We start from the raw sequence: 15606 nt of genomic DNA on the forward strand, positions 1-15606 counted from the left end.
CCATTCATCTGGCGGCCAGCGGGACGCAGATGAGAGAACTTTCACTATGCAGCGGGTTTTAATACCGCCAGCGTCTCTGCGGCCCCAACCACCTTCCGCCACTTCTCCCGTATGCAGGATTTCGTCACGCAGCCCACGCGGCTGCATGATTATTTCACCCGTTCAGCATCCCAGCACCCCCGGCACCCGGCGGTGATCGTGGCGGAGCTCAGCATCACCTACGCAGAGCTGCAGTCCCTCTCCAGCCTCATCACCTCCCGCCTGCAGCAGGCCGGCGTGCAGCGTGGCGGTCGCGTAGGCCTTTGGCTGCCTCGCTCATTGGAGGCCTATGCCGCTCTGCTTGGCATCTTGCAGGCCGGCGCCGCCTACGTGCCCATGGACGCCGCCTACCCGCCCGAGCGCGTGCAGTTCATCAGCAGCGATGCCGAAATCAGCCTGCTCATCACCCTCCCGCATCTGGCCGCCACGCTCGGTCCGGACAGTCCCCCTCTCCTCGTTCTCGATGCGGCCTGGGAAGCACAGCTCGCCGCTCCGCTTTCCACGCCCGACGTCACTCCGGACGATCTCGCCTACATCATCTACACCTCCGGCTCCACTGGCAGGCCCAAAGGCGTGCCCATCCCACACGCCTGCGCCTGCCACTTTGTGAATGCAGAGTCGCAGGTGCTGCCTGTGGCTGCCGAGGACCGCGTGTTCCAGGGCTTCTCACTCGCCTTTGATGCCTCGGTGGAGGAGCTCTGGCTCGCATGGAGCAACGGCGCCGCCCTCGTCTGCGGCAGCGCCGAGGTGGTGCAGGACACCACCGCCCTCGCAGGAAGGCTCGCAAAGCTCGGCATCACCGTGCTCTCCTGCGTGCCCACCCTGCTGGCCATGCTGGAGCATGACGTCCCCTCGCTGCGCCTCCTCATCGTCGGTGGCGAGGCCTGCCCGCAGGATCTCGTGCGGCGCTGGACCCGTGGCGGCCGCCGCATGGTGAATACCTACGGCCCCACCGAAGCCACCGTCGTCGCCACCTGGCAGGATCTTCTTCCCGACGAACCCGTGAAAATCGGCAAGCCTCTTCCCGGCTACCGCACCTGTGTGGTGGATGAGCACCTCCAGCCGCTGCTCGCCGGCCAGCCGGGCGAGCTCCTCATCGGCGGCCCCTGCCTCACCCCCGGTTACCTGAACCGCCCCGAGCTGAACCTTGAAAAATTCATCTCCCCTTCTTGGGCGGAGGGCGCGCGCTGGTACCGCACGGGTGACCTCGTGCGCTTGGATGCCAGCGATGCCCTTGAGTTCCTCGGCCGCATCGACGACCAGGTAAAACTGCGCGGCTTCCGCATCGAACTCGGCGAAATCGAAAGCGTCATCATGAGCTCCGCAGGCGTGGCCGCTGCCGCCGTTGCCGTGAAGCAGGACGCCGCGGGCACCGAGTTTCTGGCGGCCTACCTCACCTTGAAACACGACGCCGCATGGGTGGAAAAGACCACGCGTCAGAGCATCGCAGAGCGCCTGCCGCCCTACATGATGCCCGCGGTCTTCACCGTCCTCCCGCAGCTTCCCACGCTGCCCAGCGGCAAGATCAACCGCAAGGCGCTGCCGGAGATCACCCTGCCGCTCAGCAGCACAGCTTCGGCACCACCGCCTGAGTTCACGCCCTCCCAGCAGATCGTGCATCAGCACTGGCAGGCCTGCTTTCCCGGCGCCTCGCTTGATCTCACAGACGATTTTTTCGACCTCGGCGGCCACTCGCTGCTGGCCACTCGCGTCGTCTCACAGCTGCGCACGCAGTCGCGCTGGGCCAATGTTTCCGTGATGGACGTGTACCGCCACCGCACGCTGGCCTCCTTTGCCCAGAAGCTGGATGAACTGGAGGCCGCATGGCGCCTCACCCATCCCGCCGCCACGGCTGAGCCCGACCACACTGGCGACCACGTCCCCGCCACTCCGGGTACCATGCCGGGACCAGATCTCAGCGCACGCCATTTTCTCTGCGGCCTTGGCCAGTTCCTCTCGCTCTACCTCCTCTTTGCCCTGGCCTCCCCCGTCTGGCTCGCCAGCTTTTTTGTGTGGGATGAAATGGTGGCGCAGGACATGCAGTACCAGCTCTTCGTGGCCATCATCGTGGCCGTGTCCCTGCTGTTCAACATGCAGGTCGTGCAGGCGGCCATCTGCATCGCCAGCAAGTGGCTCATCATCGGCCGCATCCGTCCGGGACGCTACCCGCTCTGGGGCTGGTATTACTTCCGCTTCTGGCTGGTGCAGCGCATCCACTCCGTCTTCAGCCTCGGCCACTTCAAGGCCACGCCCATGATCAATCTCTACTTCCGCCTCATGGGGGCAAAGATCGGCCGCAAGGTGCACCTCGGCAGCGCCAGCTTCGCCGCGTTCGATGTCGTCAGCATCGGAGATCGCACCAGCATCGGGCATGATGCCGTGCTCAATGGCTACACCTTGGAAAACGGCTGGCTCATCATCGGCCCCGTCACCATCGGAGCCGACTGCTTCATCGGCTCCAAGGCGCTCGTCAATCGTGACGCCCGCATGGAGCCGGACTCCTCCCTGGACCACGGCTCCATGCTGCCACCCGGCGGCGTCATTCCCGCCGGCGAGTACTGGCATGGTGCACCCGCACGCGCCTCGCGCAGCCCCGACCGCTGGCACCCCGCCCAGGCGGAGCGGCGCAACAGCATGGGCGCGATGACGCTGGCCTACATGGTGGGTCTGTTTTTCATCTCGCTCATTCCCACCGTGGCCATTCTCCCCGGCGCGTTCTTCATCGGCTGGATCGAGGAAGGAGTGAACCTCCACGGCGACTCTCTCCAGCACATCTTCTCCTATGAGTCCGGCTTCTGGAAGATCGTCATGGCAGCGCCGCTTGCCGGCGCCGCCTACGTGCTGACGCTCTGCCTCATCATCGCGCTGGCCAAGAAGCTGCTGCTCGGCCGTGTGCGGCCCGGCATCTATCCCCTGCACAGCCTCTGGTATGTTCGCCACTGGTTCATCGGCTGCCTCATGAACATGAGCCTGGAGCTGCTCTTCCCGCTGTATGCCTCCATCTACCTGCCGCCCTGGCTGCGCATGCTCGGCTCACGCCTCGGCAAAAATGTCGAGGTCTCCACCGCGGAGAATTTTAATCCCGATCTCATTGATCTCTCCGAGGGCGTCTTCGTCGCGGATGCCGTCTGCCTCGGCGCTTCCGAGATCCGCGAAGGCTGGGTGCGACTGCAAACGGTCACCGTCGGAAAAAACAGCTTTCTGGGAAACAGCGCCGTCATCCCCGGCGGCACCACGCTGGCCTCGGATTCTCTCGTGGGCGTCCTCTCCATGCCGCCGCAGGATCCCGCAGACGCCCTGCGGCAGGACAGCTCATGGCTTGGCATTCCATCCTTCGCACTGCCGCATCGCGAAAAGAACACCGGCTTTGGCATGGAGCGCACCTACAAGCCCACCACGCGCCTCCGCCTGCTGCGCGCCACCATCGAGTTCATCCGCGTCATCCTGCCCACCAGCATCGCCATCATCGGGGCCTTCATCATGTTCCTCTTCCTCTCGGACCTGCTGTACTACCACCAGCTCGAGTTTGCAGGCACCGTGCTGCTCTTTCCCGTCTTCCTGTTTCTGCTCGGCCTCTTCTGCATGGTCTGCACCATCCTCATCAAGTGGCTCGTCATCGGCCGTTATCGTCCAGGGGAGCATCCGCTCTGGAGCCACTTTGTCTGGCGCACGGAGCTCATGGCTGCCGTGCATGAGCACCTCGCCATGCCGGCGCTCGGCAGCATGCTCATCGGCACGCCTTTCCTGCCATGGTACTTCCGCCTGCTGGGCTCACACATCGGCAGGCGCTGCTGCCTGGAGACACCGTACCTCACGGAGTTTGATCTCGTGCACCTCGGCGATGACGTGTGCCTGGGGTACCATGCCGATCCCCAGACGCATCTCTTTGAAGACCGCGTCATGAAGATGTCCACCGTCACCATCGGAGACAGCTGCTCCGTGGGCCCGCTCGCCGTGGTGCTCTACGATTCGGAAATGAAACCCGGCTCCCGCCTCGACGGCCACTCCCTGCTGATGAAAGGCGAAACGCTGCCACCCCACACCCGTTGGCACGGCTCGCCCGCCCAGCGCATCGACACCGCGATATGAACGATGCGAACCATGGCCCGCACGTGCAGCCCATCGCGCTGGCAGCCGAGATGCCACCGGGCTTGCAGTGCCGCCTGCTCACCCTCGACGCACCGCGCATGGAGATGCGTGTGCATGTTCGCCGCCTCCTTTTGGATATGCTGGGAGAGCACTTGAAAATGCCGGCCGCAGATTTGCAGCTCGCGTTTTCCGCCCATGGCAAACCGTTCTGCCCTCAGGCGGAATCCGCCGGTCTCAGCTTCAGCTACTCGTATGCACCGCCACATGCATGCGTAGTGTTCGGCCCATCATCTCACATCGGCGTGGACATCGAACGCATCATCACGGACGACCCCACATGGAACCTTCTGGAGCACGTCTTCTCTGAGCCGGAACTCCAGCAGTGGCTGCGCCTCCCGGCTGGAATCGTCCGCCGCCACGCCTTCACCACGGCATGGACCATCAAGGAGGCCGTGCTGAAAGCGCGTGGCATCGGTCTGGCCTCATCCCCGCAGAGCATCGGCGCCTCATTCACCGCGGATGGACTCGCGTTTCCTGCCACCTCTACCGAGTACATCTGGCAGCATCTCACCCCAGCCCCGGGATTCACCGGCGCCATCGTCATCGGCGGATAATTCGAGAAAAATCTACCCCGGCCGGCATTGCCCCCACCGCCAAGAAATCACTGGCCCCAGCGTGGAACCAGCTTACTCTCACCCACCCCCCAGACATGCCCACCGAGTTCGATATTCAATACGCCCTGGAAAACACCCAGGTGCTCCATGAGCCGGACCGCCGCATTGACACCTTTGGCAGCACCCAGTTCGAGTTCCAGATCGTCACCGAACTCATGGATACCGTCGGTGCCGTGCGCGTGCGCGAGGGCCGCATCGAGGCCGAAAAGCCCCTCATCCTGCGCCCCGAGATGCCCGGCCAGTTTGACTTCGAAGGCTTTGGCCCCGAGGTCGCCGGATTTGGCGATTTCCTCCGGGACAACCTGCACAAGCTCGCCATCCTCAAATACGGTTTCAAATTCCGCAAAGGCGAGATCAGCGAGCAGATCGTCCATGAATCCATGGAGCACGTCTGCGGCAAGCTCCTCAGCGACATCCGTTCCTCCGGCAATCCCATGCGCGCCGTCATTCAGGGCGTGGACGACACCTGGGAAATCTGCCTGCTCAAGTTCACCGTTGAGATGATTGAAAAGTCCCAGAACATCAACCTCTTTGACTTCAAACGCCGCGGCCTGCTGGGCTGAGCATCGTTTGTTCATTTCGCGCAATGGCAAAGACCCAGATCAAACTGCTGATTTTCCTCATCACCGTGGGCTTGGTGGCAGGCACCCTCGGCGTGGGTTACTGGGTCTACACGAACATTCTGCTGAAGGAAAGCCAGGTCGAGCAGGACATCGCCTCGATGAAGACCCAGGACCGCCCCCGCATCGACCCGGGGCTCCGTCGTTTTGAGGCCGCTGTCGAACTCATACAGCACGGCAAAACCGAAGAAGGCCTGGACGCCCTCTACAAGCTCCGCAAGCAGTTCCCGGACTCCTCGACCTGTGCTGATGCCATGCGTATCATCGGAGAGATCAACATGGACCAGCTTTTCTCGCCCAACTCCAAGGCGGGAAAAAAGGACTACATCGTCCAACCGGGAGACTCGCTCAATCGCATCGCCGACAAGCAGGGCACCACCGTGGACTCCATCATCCGCAGCAGCGGACTCATGAGCTTCAATCTCCAGCCCGGCGACCACCTCACCATCATCCCGATGGATTTCCACCTGGGCGTGTACGTCGCCAAGAAGCAGGTCATCCTGCTGCGCAAAGTCGGAGACGTGGAATACCCCTTCAAAGTTTATGAGGCCAAGGACATCCGCCTCCCACCCGGCACACGCCTGCCGGTGGAAATGACCATCGCTGGAAAAAACTCCATATTCGACGGCAAGCCGGTTCTCTCCACAGACCCCAATTACCTCGAAGCAGAAAAATGGATCGCCGCCACCAAGCCGGGGGTCACCATCCGTACGCCTCCAGTGGCCCGCGCCGTCCCTGTGGAGGAGCCTGCCAAAGCCCCCGCATCCAAAAAATCGAAAGCCCCTGCAGCCGCACCAGCGCCTGCTCCCGAGCCTGCCCCTGCCCCCGCCCCGGCGGCTGAGACAGGCATCTTCCTCGCCCGCGAAGACATCGAAGAACTCTTTGCGCTCCTTCGCAGAGGGTCAATCTTGCGCCTGGGCAGGTAGTCCCGCCCACCCCTTTCCCAACCCGACCGCCATGAAACAAGTTTTGGAATTCGAAAAACCCATCGTCAAAATCCGCGAAGAAATCGAGGAGGCCAAAAAGAAGCTCGCCGCCAAGCCCAGCGACAAGCTGGCCCAGCAGATCGCCGACATGGAGGCCAAGGCCGAAGCCATGCAGCGGGACATTCACGCCAATCTTTCCCCCTGGCAGCGTGTGCAGATCTCCCGCCACATCGGCCGCCCTTTCATGCTCGACTACGTCAAGCATATCTGCGACGAGTTCGTCGAACTGCACGGAGACCGCCATATCGGCGATGACAACGCCATGCCCGCCGGCTTCGCCACCATCGGCGGCCAGCGCGTGGCCATTCTCGGCCACCAGAAAGGCCGAGACACCAAGGAAAACCTTCTGCGCAACTTCGGCAGCGCCCATCCCGAAGGCTACCGCAAAGCCCTCCGCCTCATGCGCATGGCGGAAAAGTTCGGCCTTCCCATCGTCACCCTGATCGACACCCCTGGCGCCTTCCCCGGCATCGGCGCGGAAGAGCGAAACATCGCCGAAGCCATCGCCTTCAATCTCCGTGAAATGATGACCCTCCGCACGCCCGTCATTGCCACCGTCATCGGTGAAGGCGGCAGCGGCGGCGCTCTCGGCATCGGCATCGCAGATCGCGTGCTTATGATGGAAAACGCCTACTACTCCGTCATCAGCCCCGAAGGCTGCGCCGCCATTCTCTGGAAGCACCGCGAGCATGCGCCTGAGGCTGCCTCCGCGCTCAAGCTGAGCGCCCAGGATCTCTCCAAGCTCGGCATCATCGACTCCATCGTCCCAGAGCCCCTCGGCGGAGCGCACAATGACCACCTCGCCGCGGCCAGCGCGCTCAAGGACGCCCTCCTCACCACCATCAAGGAGCTCAACGCCGTTCCCACCTCCCAGTTGCTGGAGCAGCGCTACCAGAAGTTCCGCGCCCTCGGCCAGTTCACCGAAGGCTGAGCCCTGTCAACAGAGTTCATTAATCACAAAAGACGGTGCCCTCGGGCACCGCCTTTTTTTTGTTGCGCTGCAGTGCGGGGAAGTCCGGGGGGCATGCACTCGAAAAATAATTTCACCCGGTCTGCAACCCTCTCGCGGGCTTTGCGAAGAATCTGACTGAACCCCTTCAATCCCTTCGCATGAATCCTTCCCATCGCCTTCCTCCCACGGCTGCACGCCTCGCGCCCATCGTTCGGCTGGCAATCATCATCCAAGCCTTGCTGATCCTCTCCTCCGCCGCCGCGAAGGCAGCCACAGAGGACATCGTGGGCACCTGGCGAAAGCCCGACCAGTCGCTCGTCGAGTTCAAGCCCGACGGCAGCGTCACCGCAGAGTCTGTCCCCATCGCCCGCTGGGAGCGCCTGAGCGGTTCCACCCGGTATGTGCTGCGCTTCAATGGCGCCAATCCCAGGAGCTTTTACTACGTGACGACCGGCAGGTACAAACGCCAGCTTACGCTGGAACTGCCCAGCAACGGCAGCCGCACCAGCCTGGACCGCGTGGATGCGGGCCCGACCGTCAATCCAGACGTCCCGGACGAGCGTGCCGCGCTTGAGATGGAATTTGACGAACTTGTGGCTTCCATCGCCCGGACGAGTGACGCCCTTGGCAGAGCACTTGCCGAGGCCGCCGAAGCCTGGCAGAAGCACTACTACGCACGCTCCATCGGACGGATCAGCGGGTGGATCCCCGTGGCACAAAAGAAGGAAGCCGAAGCCCGTGGCCTGGAGGGCAGCCTCAAGCACCAGCGTGAGAGCCTCGGCAAACTGGCGGCAGTTCTGGGCAAAGACGTCCCACCGCAGACGAACCAAGCAGCGATGCAAAATGCCGCGCAGAACGGCATGCAGCCACCCGGCTTCCAGCCCCCGAGCAGTGGCAGAGGCCCATTCGCGCGCCCGCCTTCTTTCATCCGGTAATCCCAGCGATCCGCGCCCATCAACGCAACCCCTGACCGAACCGACATGAGTTCTCCTAAAATCATACTCGCCGCCCTTTTCTGCATCCTTTTCGCAGCACGGCTGCACGCCACCACGTTCACGGTGACCACACTAACAGACGCCAGCACCACGCTGGGCGTGGGATCAGGAACGAGTGGTGACCTGCGCTACTGCATCGTCCAGGCCAACTACGGCGCGGCAGGCTCCACCCATACCATCAACTTTTCAGTCGCGGGCACCATCACGCTCAGCGGGCACGAACTCGTCATCAATTCGAACGTGACGATCAACGGCCCCGGCGAGTCCAGCCTGACGGTGAGCGGCAACAATGCCAGCCGCGTCATCTACATCACCCCTGGCCATACGGTCACCCTTTCGGGAATGACGCTGACCAAAGGGAATGGCTATGGCAACGACCTGCTCGGACTGGATACAGGCGGAAACTACATCGACCAATACGGCGGAGCGGTGCTCAATGATCAAAGCGTGCTGACGATGAACAACTGCACGCTGACCGCCAACAAGGCCAAGCAATTCGCCAATCTGAGCGGCGGAGGCGTTTGCAACCGCGCACGCGGAGGCAGCGCAACGCTCACGCTGGATCACTGCACCGTCACAGGCAACATCGGCGGCAGCTATGACGACGGCGGCGGTGGCATCTACAATTACGTCTTTGGCGCAACCGGCACTCTCAGTGTGAGCAACAGCGTCATCAGCAACAACACCACCGGCGGAGATGGCGGCGGAATCTATAACTACGGCCTCGGCACCGGCCCGGCGAACGCCACGATCAGCAACTGCACCATCAGCGGCAACTCGGCGGCCGGCTACCACGGCGGGGGCGGAATTTCAAGCACTGGAGACAGCTCCGGGGGCACCTCTTCAATGACGGTGAGCAGCTGCATCATCACTGGCAATTCGGCCAGTTCAACCGGTGGCGGCACCACGAGTGGCGGCGGCGGACTTTTGCACGGCGGCGGATCAAACTCCACCAACGTGATGACACTGACCAATTGCACCATCAGCGGAAATACATCTTCCAGGCAGGGAGGGGGCATCAGCAACTTTGGCTGGCTTAGCACCACCACACTGACGGTGAGCAAGTGCACAATCAACAACAACACCGCGGCCACCAACGGCGGGGGAATTCTCAACTGGGCCAGCCAGGGCACGGGAACGCTCCGGCTGAACAACTCCACCGTGGCACTGAACAGCGCCACTCAGCGGGGCGGCGGCATTTACAATGCGGATGAGTACAACTTCAGCAGCACCGCTTCCGCCACCCTCACCAACAGCACCATCTGCGGAAACTCGGCACTCGCCGTGGGCGGTGGCATCGCCAACGACAAACCCTCGGGCGGTGCCAGCACGGCCACCGTCACCCTTGCCAATACCCTTCTCGCCCTCAACCCCACCGGAGCAAACTATGGAGCGACTAATGGCGTTGGTATTTCGAGCGGCTTCAATCTCTCTGACGACGCCACTTGCGCGGCTTTCATGACCCAGCCGGGAGACCTGAACAGCACGGCAGCCGGCCTGCAGGTCGATGGTACTGGCAAACCTCTCCTGCAGTCCAGCACCGGCCCCACTCAAACCGTCGCGCTGCTGGTCGGCAGCGCCGCAGTGGACGCCGGCAAGTCTGCCACCGACCCTGTCACCGGCCTTGCAGCCACCCAGGACCAGCGCGGCCAGCAGAGGCCTTTTGACATCCTCACCATCACCAATGCCAGTGGCGGAGATGGCAGCGACATCGGTGCATTTGAAGTCTTCAATGGAACGATCACTGTTGCGGCCTCGCCACCCGCTGGCGGCACGGTCACCGGCGGTGCGCAATATTCCAATGGCGCCCAGGCCACAGTGACGGCCACGCCAAACTCAGGCTACCTCTTCGTGAACTGGACGGAGGCAGGCACGCCAGTGAGCACGTCGGCGGTTTACGCCTTCACCGTCAGCGGCCCGAGAAACCTCACGGCCACCTTTCGCACGATCGTCCCGCAGACCATTGTGGTCGAGGCGCCGGCAGGCACGCCGCTCACCAGCGGCACCGGCACTCTGAACATGGGCACGGTCATTCTCGGCACAAATGCCACCACCACCTTCACCGTGCGCAACAGCGGCGATCTGGCACTCACCCTCGGCACGCCTTCTTTCACTGGCACAAACAGCGGGGACTTTTCACTGAGCGTCGCGCCGTCAGCCACCGTCGCAGCCTCAGGCAGCACCACTTTTAGCGTCGTTTTTGCACCGGCGTCAGCGGGCGCGAAAACGGCCGTCATGCAACTCACCAGCAACGACGCGACGCACTCGCCGTTCATCGTCAACATCGCGGGCAACGCCCTGACCTTTTCCCAGGACAGCGATGGAGACGGACTCAACGACGCCTCCGAATTCCAAATGGCCGCCCTCGGCTTTGACTGGCAGGTCAAGCAAACATCCCTGGTGAATACATTGCTCACCAATGCCTCCGGCGCGGGGCTCTACACGCCCAGCCAGGTGCAGGCCCTGAACGTGGGCACCACATTGCTGCAGCAGACGCCAGGAACGAAAACCTTCAAGCTCACCCTCGGCATCCGCAAGAGCACGGACTTGATACACTACACCGCCTTCCCCATGACCTCTCCCTCCACAGTGATCAATGCGCAAGGCGAGGTGGAGTTTAGCTTCACGGCCCCGGACAATGCCGCCTTCTTCCGCCTGGAAGCACGGTGATAAACGCGACCCCAGTTGCACACGCGAGCGCGACAGCGTCTTGGCACCGGAGCGCAGCGGAGATAGACAGCCGCAGGCTGCCCCGAAGGGGTGAGCTTTAGCGAATCAATGCGTGCGGGAAGCGTAGCGCCACGCCGCTTTTCGCAGGCCGGACGGCGTGGCAGGACATGAGAACACTCAATACCCTGCGAAAGCGGTGTCGTCGATGCAGGCTTGCGCCTTGCATCTCTGTCACCGCACTCCAAGACGCTCTCGCGTTTCTTCAAAATCCTCGATACATGACCTCCTCACGCATCCACCACCCGCAGCGCCGACTCCGCAGACGCATCCCGCATGACCTGGCTGGTGAGCCCCGCGATGCTGTACTTCCCGGCATAAGGTGCGGGCACGGCCTCATCACGCGTGGCAATGTCCCACTCCAGCCGCAGATATTCCGCGATCACATTCGTCAGGCTCAGCTGGAAAAAATGTCCCACTGCCGCCCACACGATGGCGATGTGCCCGTCACACCTCCCCTGCTCCACAGCCTCACGCAGCCGCCCCAGCACGCCTTGGTAGCGGGCATGCCGGGTCGATTTCAGCAGCACCGCACCCGCCAGCAGGCTGCGCTGGCAGGCTTCAGCCGGCAGCTGGGATGAAAGCCTGGCAGCCGCCTCGATCAGGCCCGCCAGATCATTCGTGTGCGCGCTCCGCCACGCAGCCTTGAGCGCCGGACCGATCGCCTCGCGCAGCACGCCTTCCGCAAATACGTTCCACGCCGAAACATCCCCTGCCACCAAGGTCTCCAGCCGTGCGCGCACGCTGCCCAGCATCCACTTCACCCAGTCCAGACCGCGGGACCAGTCTTCGATGATCTGCTCGTCCTCCGCCTTGTCATGCGGCGCTGGCAGCAGTGTGATCGTTGGCAGCATGTGCAGTTTCATCGCCACAAAAACTCTCTCCAGCCCGCCGCGCGGCGCTGTTCATTCCTTCGTTGCATGAGTTCGATCATCGCACGAACTATGCCCTCTTCCGCGGCATTGCGCGAACAGAATACTTTTCATGAGCCCGGCCTCCCCACTTGACACCTCCACTCCATGGTACGCATGCCAGCGCTGCGGCAACTGCTGCCGCTGGCCCGGAGATGTCCGTGTCACAGATGACGAGATCACCCGCATTGCTGAGTTTCTCCAGATGCCGCGCATCGAGTTCATCGAGCAGTGCACCCGCCTCAATGCCAACCGAACCGGCCTCAGCATCATCGACAAACCGAATGGCGAGTGCCTGTTCCTCGAGGGTGTAAACGTCTGCCGCATCCAGCCGGTGAAGCCGGTGCAGTGCGAGGGCTTTCCCAACACCTGGAACTTCCCCGGCTGGCGCGAGAAGTGTGAAGCGGTCGAAGCCCCCCGCCCCGCCGGCCGCTAGACGCCAGCCCCGCTCCGCAATAAGAAACATCCGGTGAACCGCCCATGCACGATGCTTGGGCGTATGCTTGGTTTTTGGCCCGTCATCCGCTCGTCTCTCCAGCATCTCAGCAGCATCGTCTGGCTCTTTGTGGATACGTTGCAGGAGATGGGGGACCGCGTTGTGCGCGGGCGCATGCCTTTTCGCATGGCCGTCTTTTTTGAGCAGACAGACCGCACCGGCGTCGGCTCCATCGGCCTGGTGTCCCTCGTCTCCTTCTTCATCGGGCTGACCATGGCGCTGCTCACGGGCTATCAGCTCCAGACCTTCGGCCAGGAGCAGATGGTGCCCGGCCTCGTGGCCATCTCCTTCACCCGCGAGCTCGGCCCGCTCATGAGCGGCATCATGGTCGCGGCACGCATCGGGGCGGCATACACCGCCGAACTGGGAACCATGGTCGTGTCAGAGGAGGTGGAGGCCATCGAGGCCATGGGCATCGGCCCGTTGCGTTTCCTGGTGGGGCCCCGCGCTCTCGCGGTCTTTCTCCTGCTCCCGTGCCTCGTCGTCGTTTCAAATTTCACCGCCATGGTCGGCGCCGCCCTCATCTCCCGCTGGGCCTTCAATATTTCGCTCCACCATTTCGTTCACGCCGCCCTGGAGAGCATGCTGGTGCGGGACATCATCGCCGGCACGGTGAAAAGCTTTCTCTTCGGCCTCATCATCGGCCTCGTGGCCTGCTACAAGGGCCTTTCCGTGCGCGGCGGCGCCGCCGGAGTGGGCACCTCCACCACCCAGAGTGTCGTCACGGCCATCACCGTCGTCATCGCCTTTGACACCCTTTGCAACATCGTGCTCGTCGCCCTTTTCAGATCATGAAGGCCCCATCCAAAGCAAGCATCGAGCTGCGGGACGTTCGCCTCGCCTTCGATCAAAAGGAAATCCTCAAAGGAGTGAGCCTGTCCGTGCCCTCCCGCTCACGTCTGGTCGTGCTCGGCCAGTCCGGCGGCGGCAAGAGCACCCTGCTGCGCCTCATCCTCGGCCTCCTCAAACCCTCCGGCGGCGAAATCCTTTTCAACAATCTCAAGGTCAACCGCATGGGCCGCCTTCGCCTCAACCGCATGCGCCAGAAGATCGGGATGGTCTACCAATACAGCGCCCTCATCAGTTCTCTCAGCGTCCGGGATAATCTGGCGCTGCCGCTGGAGGAGCTCACCACCAAGTCGCGCTCGGAGATCGACCGCCTCGTGGATGAAAAGCTCGCGCTCGTGGGCATGTCGGACGCGCGCGATAAAATGCCCGCCGAACTCAGCGGCGGCATGCGCAAGCGCATCGGCCTTGCCCGCGGCATCATCATGGATCCGGAGCTCATCCTCTATGACGAACCCACCGCCGGTCTCGATCCCGTCATCAGCGCCGTCATCGATGAACTCATCATCAGTCTCAGCGAAAAAATCGGCGCCACCTCCATCATCGTCACCCACGAAATGGGCAGCGCCTTCAAAGTCGCCACGCAGATGGCCATGCTCTACCAGGGTAAAATCATTGCCTGCGACACCCCGGAGAATTTCAAAGCTTCCACCGATCCCGTCGTTGCCCAGTTCATCGCGGGCGACACTCAGGGTCCCATCCTTCAGACAACTCCATCATGACTATTTTCCGCAATGAAATCCGCACTGGCCTGCTCGTTGTGATCACCGTCACCACGCTCGTGTGCCTGCTCCTCTACCTCGGCTCGCCCGGTGTTTTTGTACCGCAGAAAAAATTCCGCATCTACCTTGAGAACGCTTCCAGCCTCGCTCCCGGCGCTCCGGTTCTCCTCGCCGGCCGCAGAATCGGCCAGGTGGTCGATCTCTACTCGCCAGTGCCGGAGAAGGAGCGGCCCGACCCCAAGCTCGAATCCGTGGTGGAAATTGAAGTGGACCAATCCGCGAAGATCTTCAAAAAAGTCAAAGCACGCATGACGCTCCCCAGCGTGCTGGGAAAACCTGTGATCGATTTCACCACCGGTCAGGAATCCAGCGGTCTGGCCCCTGAAAACACCGCCTTCGTCGGCGAGCGGGATCCAGGTCTGGCAGACGCCGTTCCCACCTTGCTGGAAAAGCTCGACCCCGCCCTGAAGAAGGCCACCGAAACCTTCGACGGACTGCAGAAGACGGCGGACAATCTGAACAATCTCACCAAAGACAATTCCGACCTGCCCAAGGCCCTCGCGGAGTTCAAGAAGTTCACCACCCATCTCAACGAAGTCATTGGCCCCGACGGCGCCCTGCGTGGTTCCTTGGAGAACATCAAAAAGCTTACCGCCGACGACAGCAAGCTGGCCACCGCCTTTGACCAGATTGCCAAATTGACCGGCCCGGACGGCGATCTCGCCAAGGCGCTTGCGCATGCGGAGAAATTCACCGGCAAGCTTGAGAATAACAAAGATATCGAGGCCATGCTTCGCAACCTCCGCTCCGCCACCGCCAACCTCGACAGCCAGCTCAAGCAGGTCACCGGCAGGCTCACTGCGACCGCAGAAAATCTGAAGGAAGGCAGCGATACTCTCAAGCACCAGCCCTGGCGGCTCATCTGGCCCACCACCAAAAAATATCCCGACGAAACCAGTCCGTCGGGTGCCCGGCCGCCGGCCACCAAGGCAGGCGAAAAAGCTGCGTCACCAAACCATTCGCCATTCCGGTTTCACGCCACACCCAGGTGAGCATTTCGTCAGCCGCCGGCCAGCGCTACGCAGCCGCAGCAGGCGCCGTCTTGTCCCACAGCACCGCCTTGGTGTACGCATAGGGCTTGCACAGCACCACCTTGCTCACCTCCGTGCGGATCACGGCAAACTTGTGGTAGTCTTCCGTCTCGCAGTATTTGCGATAGTACGCCTTGGATTTCCCGGGCATCTGGTCCCAGTAGCGTTTCGCCGCATCTCCTTCGATCAGGCGTGTCCTTCCGGAGAGGTACACGATCGTTTCCATCGAGGGCGAGGCAAACATCCACTCCGCATGCGGGTTCGCGCGAAGAATGGCGGCTTTTTGCGAGGTGGGCGCTGTGATCGAGATGATCTCCTCCATGTCTGTGGTCACCTGCGTGGTCATCCACGCCGAATGCGGGTGCCCCTCGGCATCGGATGTGGCCAGCACCGCATTGCGGCACTTCGCCACCAGCTGGGCGGCGTCTCTTGTCACTTCGTTTCCTATGATCATGCTC

General features: G+C 62.4%; 13 protein-coding genes. 11 read left to right on the top strand and 2 right to left on the bottom strand.

Features of this window, described 5'->3' with window-relative positions; translation table 11 throughout:
* Positions 1-111 precede the first annotated feature (111 nt).
* The 7 genes from ACILSO_RS19700 to ACILSO_RS19730 all read left to right on the top strand — a co-directional run bounded on the left by ACILSO_RS19700 (position 112) and on the right by ACILSO_RS19730 (position 11025).
* Positions 112-4128, top strand: coding sequence for a Pls/PosA family non-ribosomal peptide synthetase (locus ACILSO_RS19700; RefSeq protein ID WP_395739162.1), 4017 nt, complete (start codon positions 112-114; stop codon positions 4126-4128).
* A complete protein-coding gene (locus ACILSO_RS19705; RefSeq protein WP_395739163.1) occupies positions 4125-4742 on the top strand; it encodes a 4'-phosphopantetheinyl transferase family protein in 618 nt (205 codons plus the stop codon). Before ACILSO_RS19700 ends, ACILSO_RS19705 begins: the two co-directional genes overlap by 4 nt.
* A gap of 95 nt (positions 4743-4837) precedes the next feature.
* Positions 4838-5365, top strand: a complete 528-nt coding sequence (locus ACILSO_RS19710) for a hypothetical protein (RefSeq protein WP_395739164.1) — start codon at positions 4838-4840, stop codon at positions 5363-5365.
* Between the two features lie 23 nt (positions 5366-5388).
* Positions 5389-6348 carry a LysM peptidoglycan-binding domain-containing protein gene (locus ACILSO_RS19715; protein WP_395739165.1) on the top strand — a complete coding sequence of 320 codons (960 nt, stop codon included), beginning with the start codon at positions 5389-5391 and terminating at the stop codon, positions 6346-6348.
* Positions 6349-6379: 31 nt separating this feature from the next.
* A complete protein-coding gene (locus ACILSO_RS19720; protein ID WP_395739166.1) occupies positions 6380-7339 on the top strand; it encodes an acetyl-CoA carboxylase carboxyltransferase subunit alpha in 960 nt (319 codons plus the stop codon).
* A gap of 179 nt (positions 7340-7518) precedes the next feature.
* Entirely contained in the window at positions 7519-8295 is a 777-nt protein-coding gene (locus ACILSO_RS19725; RefSeq protein WP_395739167.1) for a hypothetical protein, read from the top strand.
* A 45-nt stretch (positions 8296-8340) separates the two neighbouring features.
* On the top strand, positions 8341-11025 hold the full coding sequence (locus ACILSO_RS19730; protein ID WP_395739168.1) for a beta strand repeat-containing protein: 2685 nt from the start codon (positions 8341-8343) through the stop codon (positions 11023-11025).
* Positions 11026-11312: 287 nt separating this feature from the next.
* On the opposite strand, the gene ACILSO_RS19735 is transcribed toward ACILSO_RS19730, so the two are convergent.
* Positions 11313-11948 (bottom strand): urease accessory UreF family protein, encoded by a 636-nt coding sequence (locus ACILSO_RS19735; protein WP_395739169.1) that lies wholly within the window; start codon positions 11946-11948, stop codon positions 11313-11315.
* A gap of 118 nt (positions 11949-12066) precedes the next feature.
* On the opposite strand from ACILSO_RS19735, the gene ACILSO_RS19740 reads away from it, so the two are divergent.
* The 4 genes from ACILSO_RS19740 (at position 12067) to ACILSO_RS19755 (ending at position 15109) form a co-directional block, all read left to right on the top strand.
* Positions 12067-12429 (top strand): YkgJ family cysteine cluster protein, encoded by a 363-nt coding sequence (locus tag ACILSO_RS19740; RefSeq protein WP_395739170.1) that lies wholly within the window; start codon positions 12067-12069, stop codon positions 12427-12429.
* 63 nt (positions 12430-12492) lie between these two features.
* On the top strand, positions 12493-13284 hold the full coding sequence (locus ACILSO_RS19745; RefSeq protein WP_395739171.1) for an MlaE family ABC transporter permease: 792 nt from the start codon (positions 12493-12495) through the stop codon (positions 13282-13284).
* Entirely contained in the window at positions 13281-14057 is a 777-nt protein-coding gene (locus ACILSO_RS19750) for an ABC transporter ATP-binding protein (RefSeq protein WP_395739172.1), read from the top strand. Before ACILSO_RS19745 ends, ACILSO_RS19750 begins: the two co-directional genes overlap by 4 nt.
* Positions 14054-15109 (top strand): MlaD family protein, encoded by a 1056-nt coding sequence (locus tag ACILSO_RS19755; RefSeq protein WP_395739173.1) that lies wholly within the window; start codon positions 14054-14056, stop codon positions 15107-15109. The genes ACILSO_RS19750 and ACILSO_RS19755 overlap by 4 nt, the downstream gene beginning before the upstream one ends.
* A 25-nt stretch (positions 15110-15134) precedes the next feature.
* Here the strand turns inward: ACILSO_RS19755 and ACILSO_RS19760 are convergent, their stop codons facing one another.
* Entirely contained in the window at positions 15135-15602 is a 468-nt protein-coding gene (locus ACILSO_RS19760) for a pyridoxamine 5'-phosphate oxidase family protein (protein ID WP_395739174.1), read from the bottom strand.
* Positions 15603-15606 lie beyond the last annotated feature (4 nt).

It is taken from the genome of Prosthecobacter sp., from assembly GCF_044226605.1.
In the GTDB taxonomy this organism is placed as follows: domain Bacteria; phylum Verrucomicrobiota; class Verrucomicrobiia; order Verrucomicrobiales; family Verrucomicrobiaceae; genus Prosthecobacter.

Coding starts and splice junctions, on each gene's coding strand:
- ACILSO_RS19755 (WP_395739173.1), top strand. CDS start 14,054: ATGACTATTTTCCGCAATGAAATCCGCACTGGCCTGCTCGTTGTGATC.
- ACILSO_RS19700 (WP_395739162.1), top strand. CDS start 112: ATGCAGGATTTCGTCACGCAGCCCACGCGGCTGCATGATTATTTCACC.
- ACILSO_RS19710 (WP_395739164.1), top strand. CDS start 4,838: ATGCCCACCGAGTTCGATATTCAATACGCCCTGGAAAACACCCAGGTG.
- ACILSO_RS19730 (WP_395739168.1), top strand. CDS start 8,341: ATGAGTTCTCCTAAAATCATACTCGCCGCCCTTTTCTGCATCCTTTTC.
- ACILSO_RS19740 (WP_395739170.1), top strand. CDS start 12,067: ATGAGCCCGGCCTCCCCACTTGACACCTCCACTCCATGGTACGCATGC.
- ACILSO_RS19725 (WP_395739167.1), top strand. CDS start 7,519: ATGAATCCTTCCCATCGCCTTCCTCCCACGGCTGCACGCCTCGCGCCC.
- ACILSO_RS19715 (WP_395739165.1), top strand. CDS start 5,389: ATGGCAAAGACCCAGATCAAACTGCTGATTTTCCTCATCACCGTGGGC.
- ACILSO_RS19720 (WP_395739166.1), top strand. CDS start 6,380: ATGAAACAAGTTTTGGAATTCGAAAAACCCATCGTCAAAATCCGCGAA.
- ACILSO_RS19760 (WP_395739174.1), bottom strand. CDS start 15,602: ATGATCATAGGAAACGAAGTGACAAGAGACGCCGCCCAGCTGGTGGCG.
- ACILSO_RS19745 (WP_395739171.1), top strand. CDS start 12,493: ATGCTTGGTTTTTGGCCCGTCATCCGCTCGTCTCTCCAGCATCTCAGC.
- ACILSO_RS19750 (WP_395739172.1), top strand. CDS start 13,281: ATGAAGGCCCCATCCAAAGCAAGCATCGAGCTGCGGGACGTTCGCCTC.
- ACILSO_RS19735 (WP_395739169.1), bottom strand. CDS start 11,948: ATGAAACTGCACATGCTGCCAACGATCACACTGCTGCCAGCGCCGCAT.
- ACILSO_RS19705 (WP_395739163.1), top strand. CDS start 4,125: ATGAACGATGCGAACCATGGCCCGCACGTGCAGCCCATCGCGCTGGCA.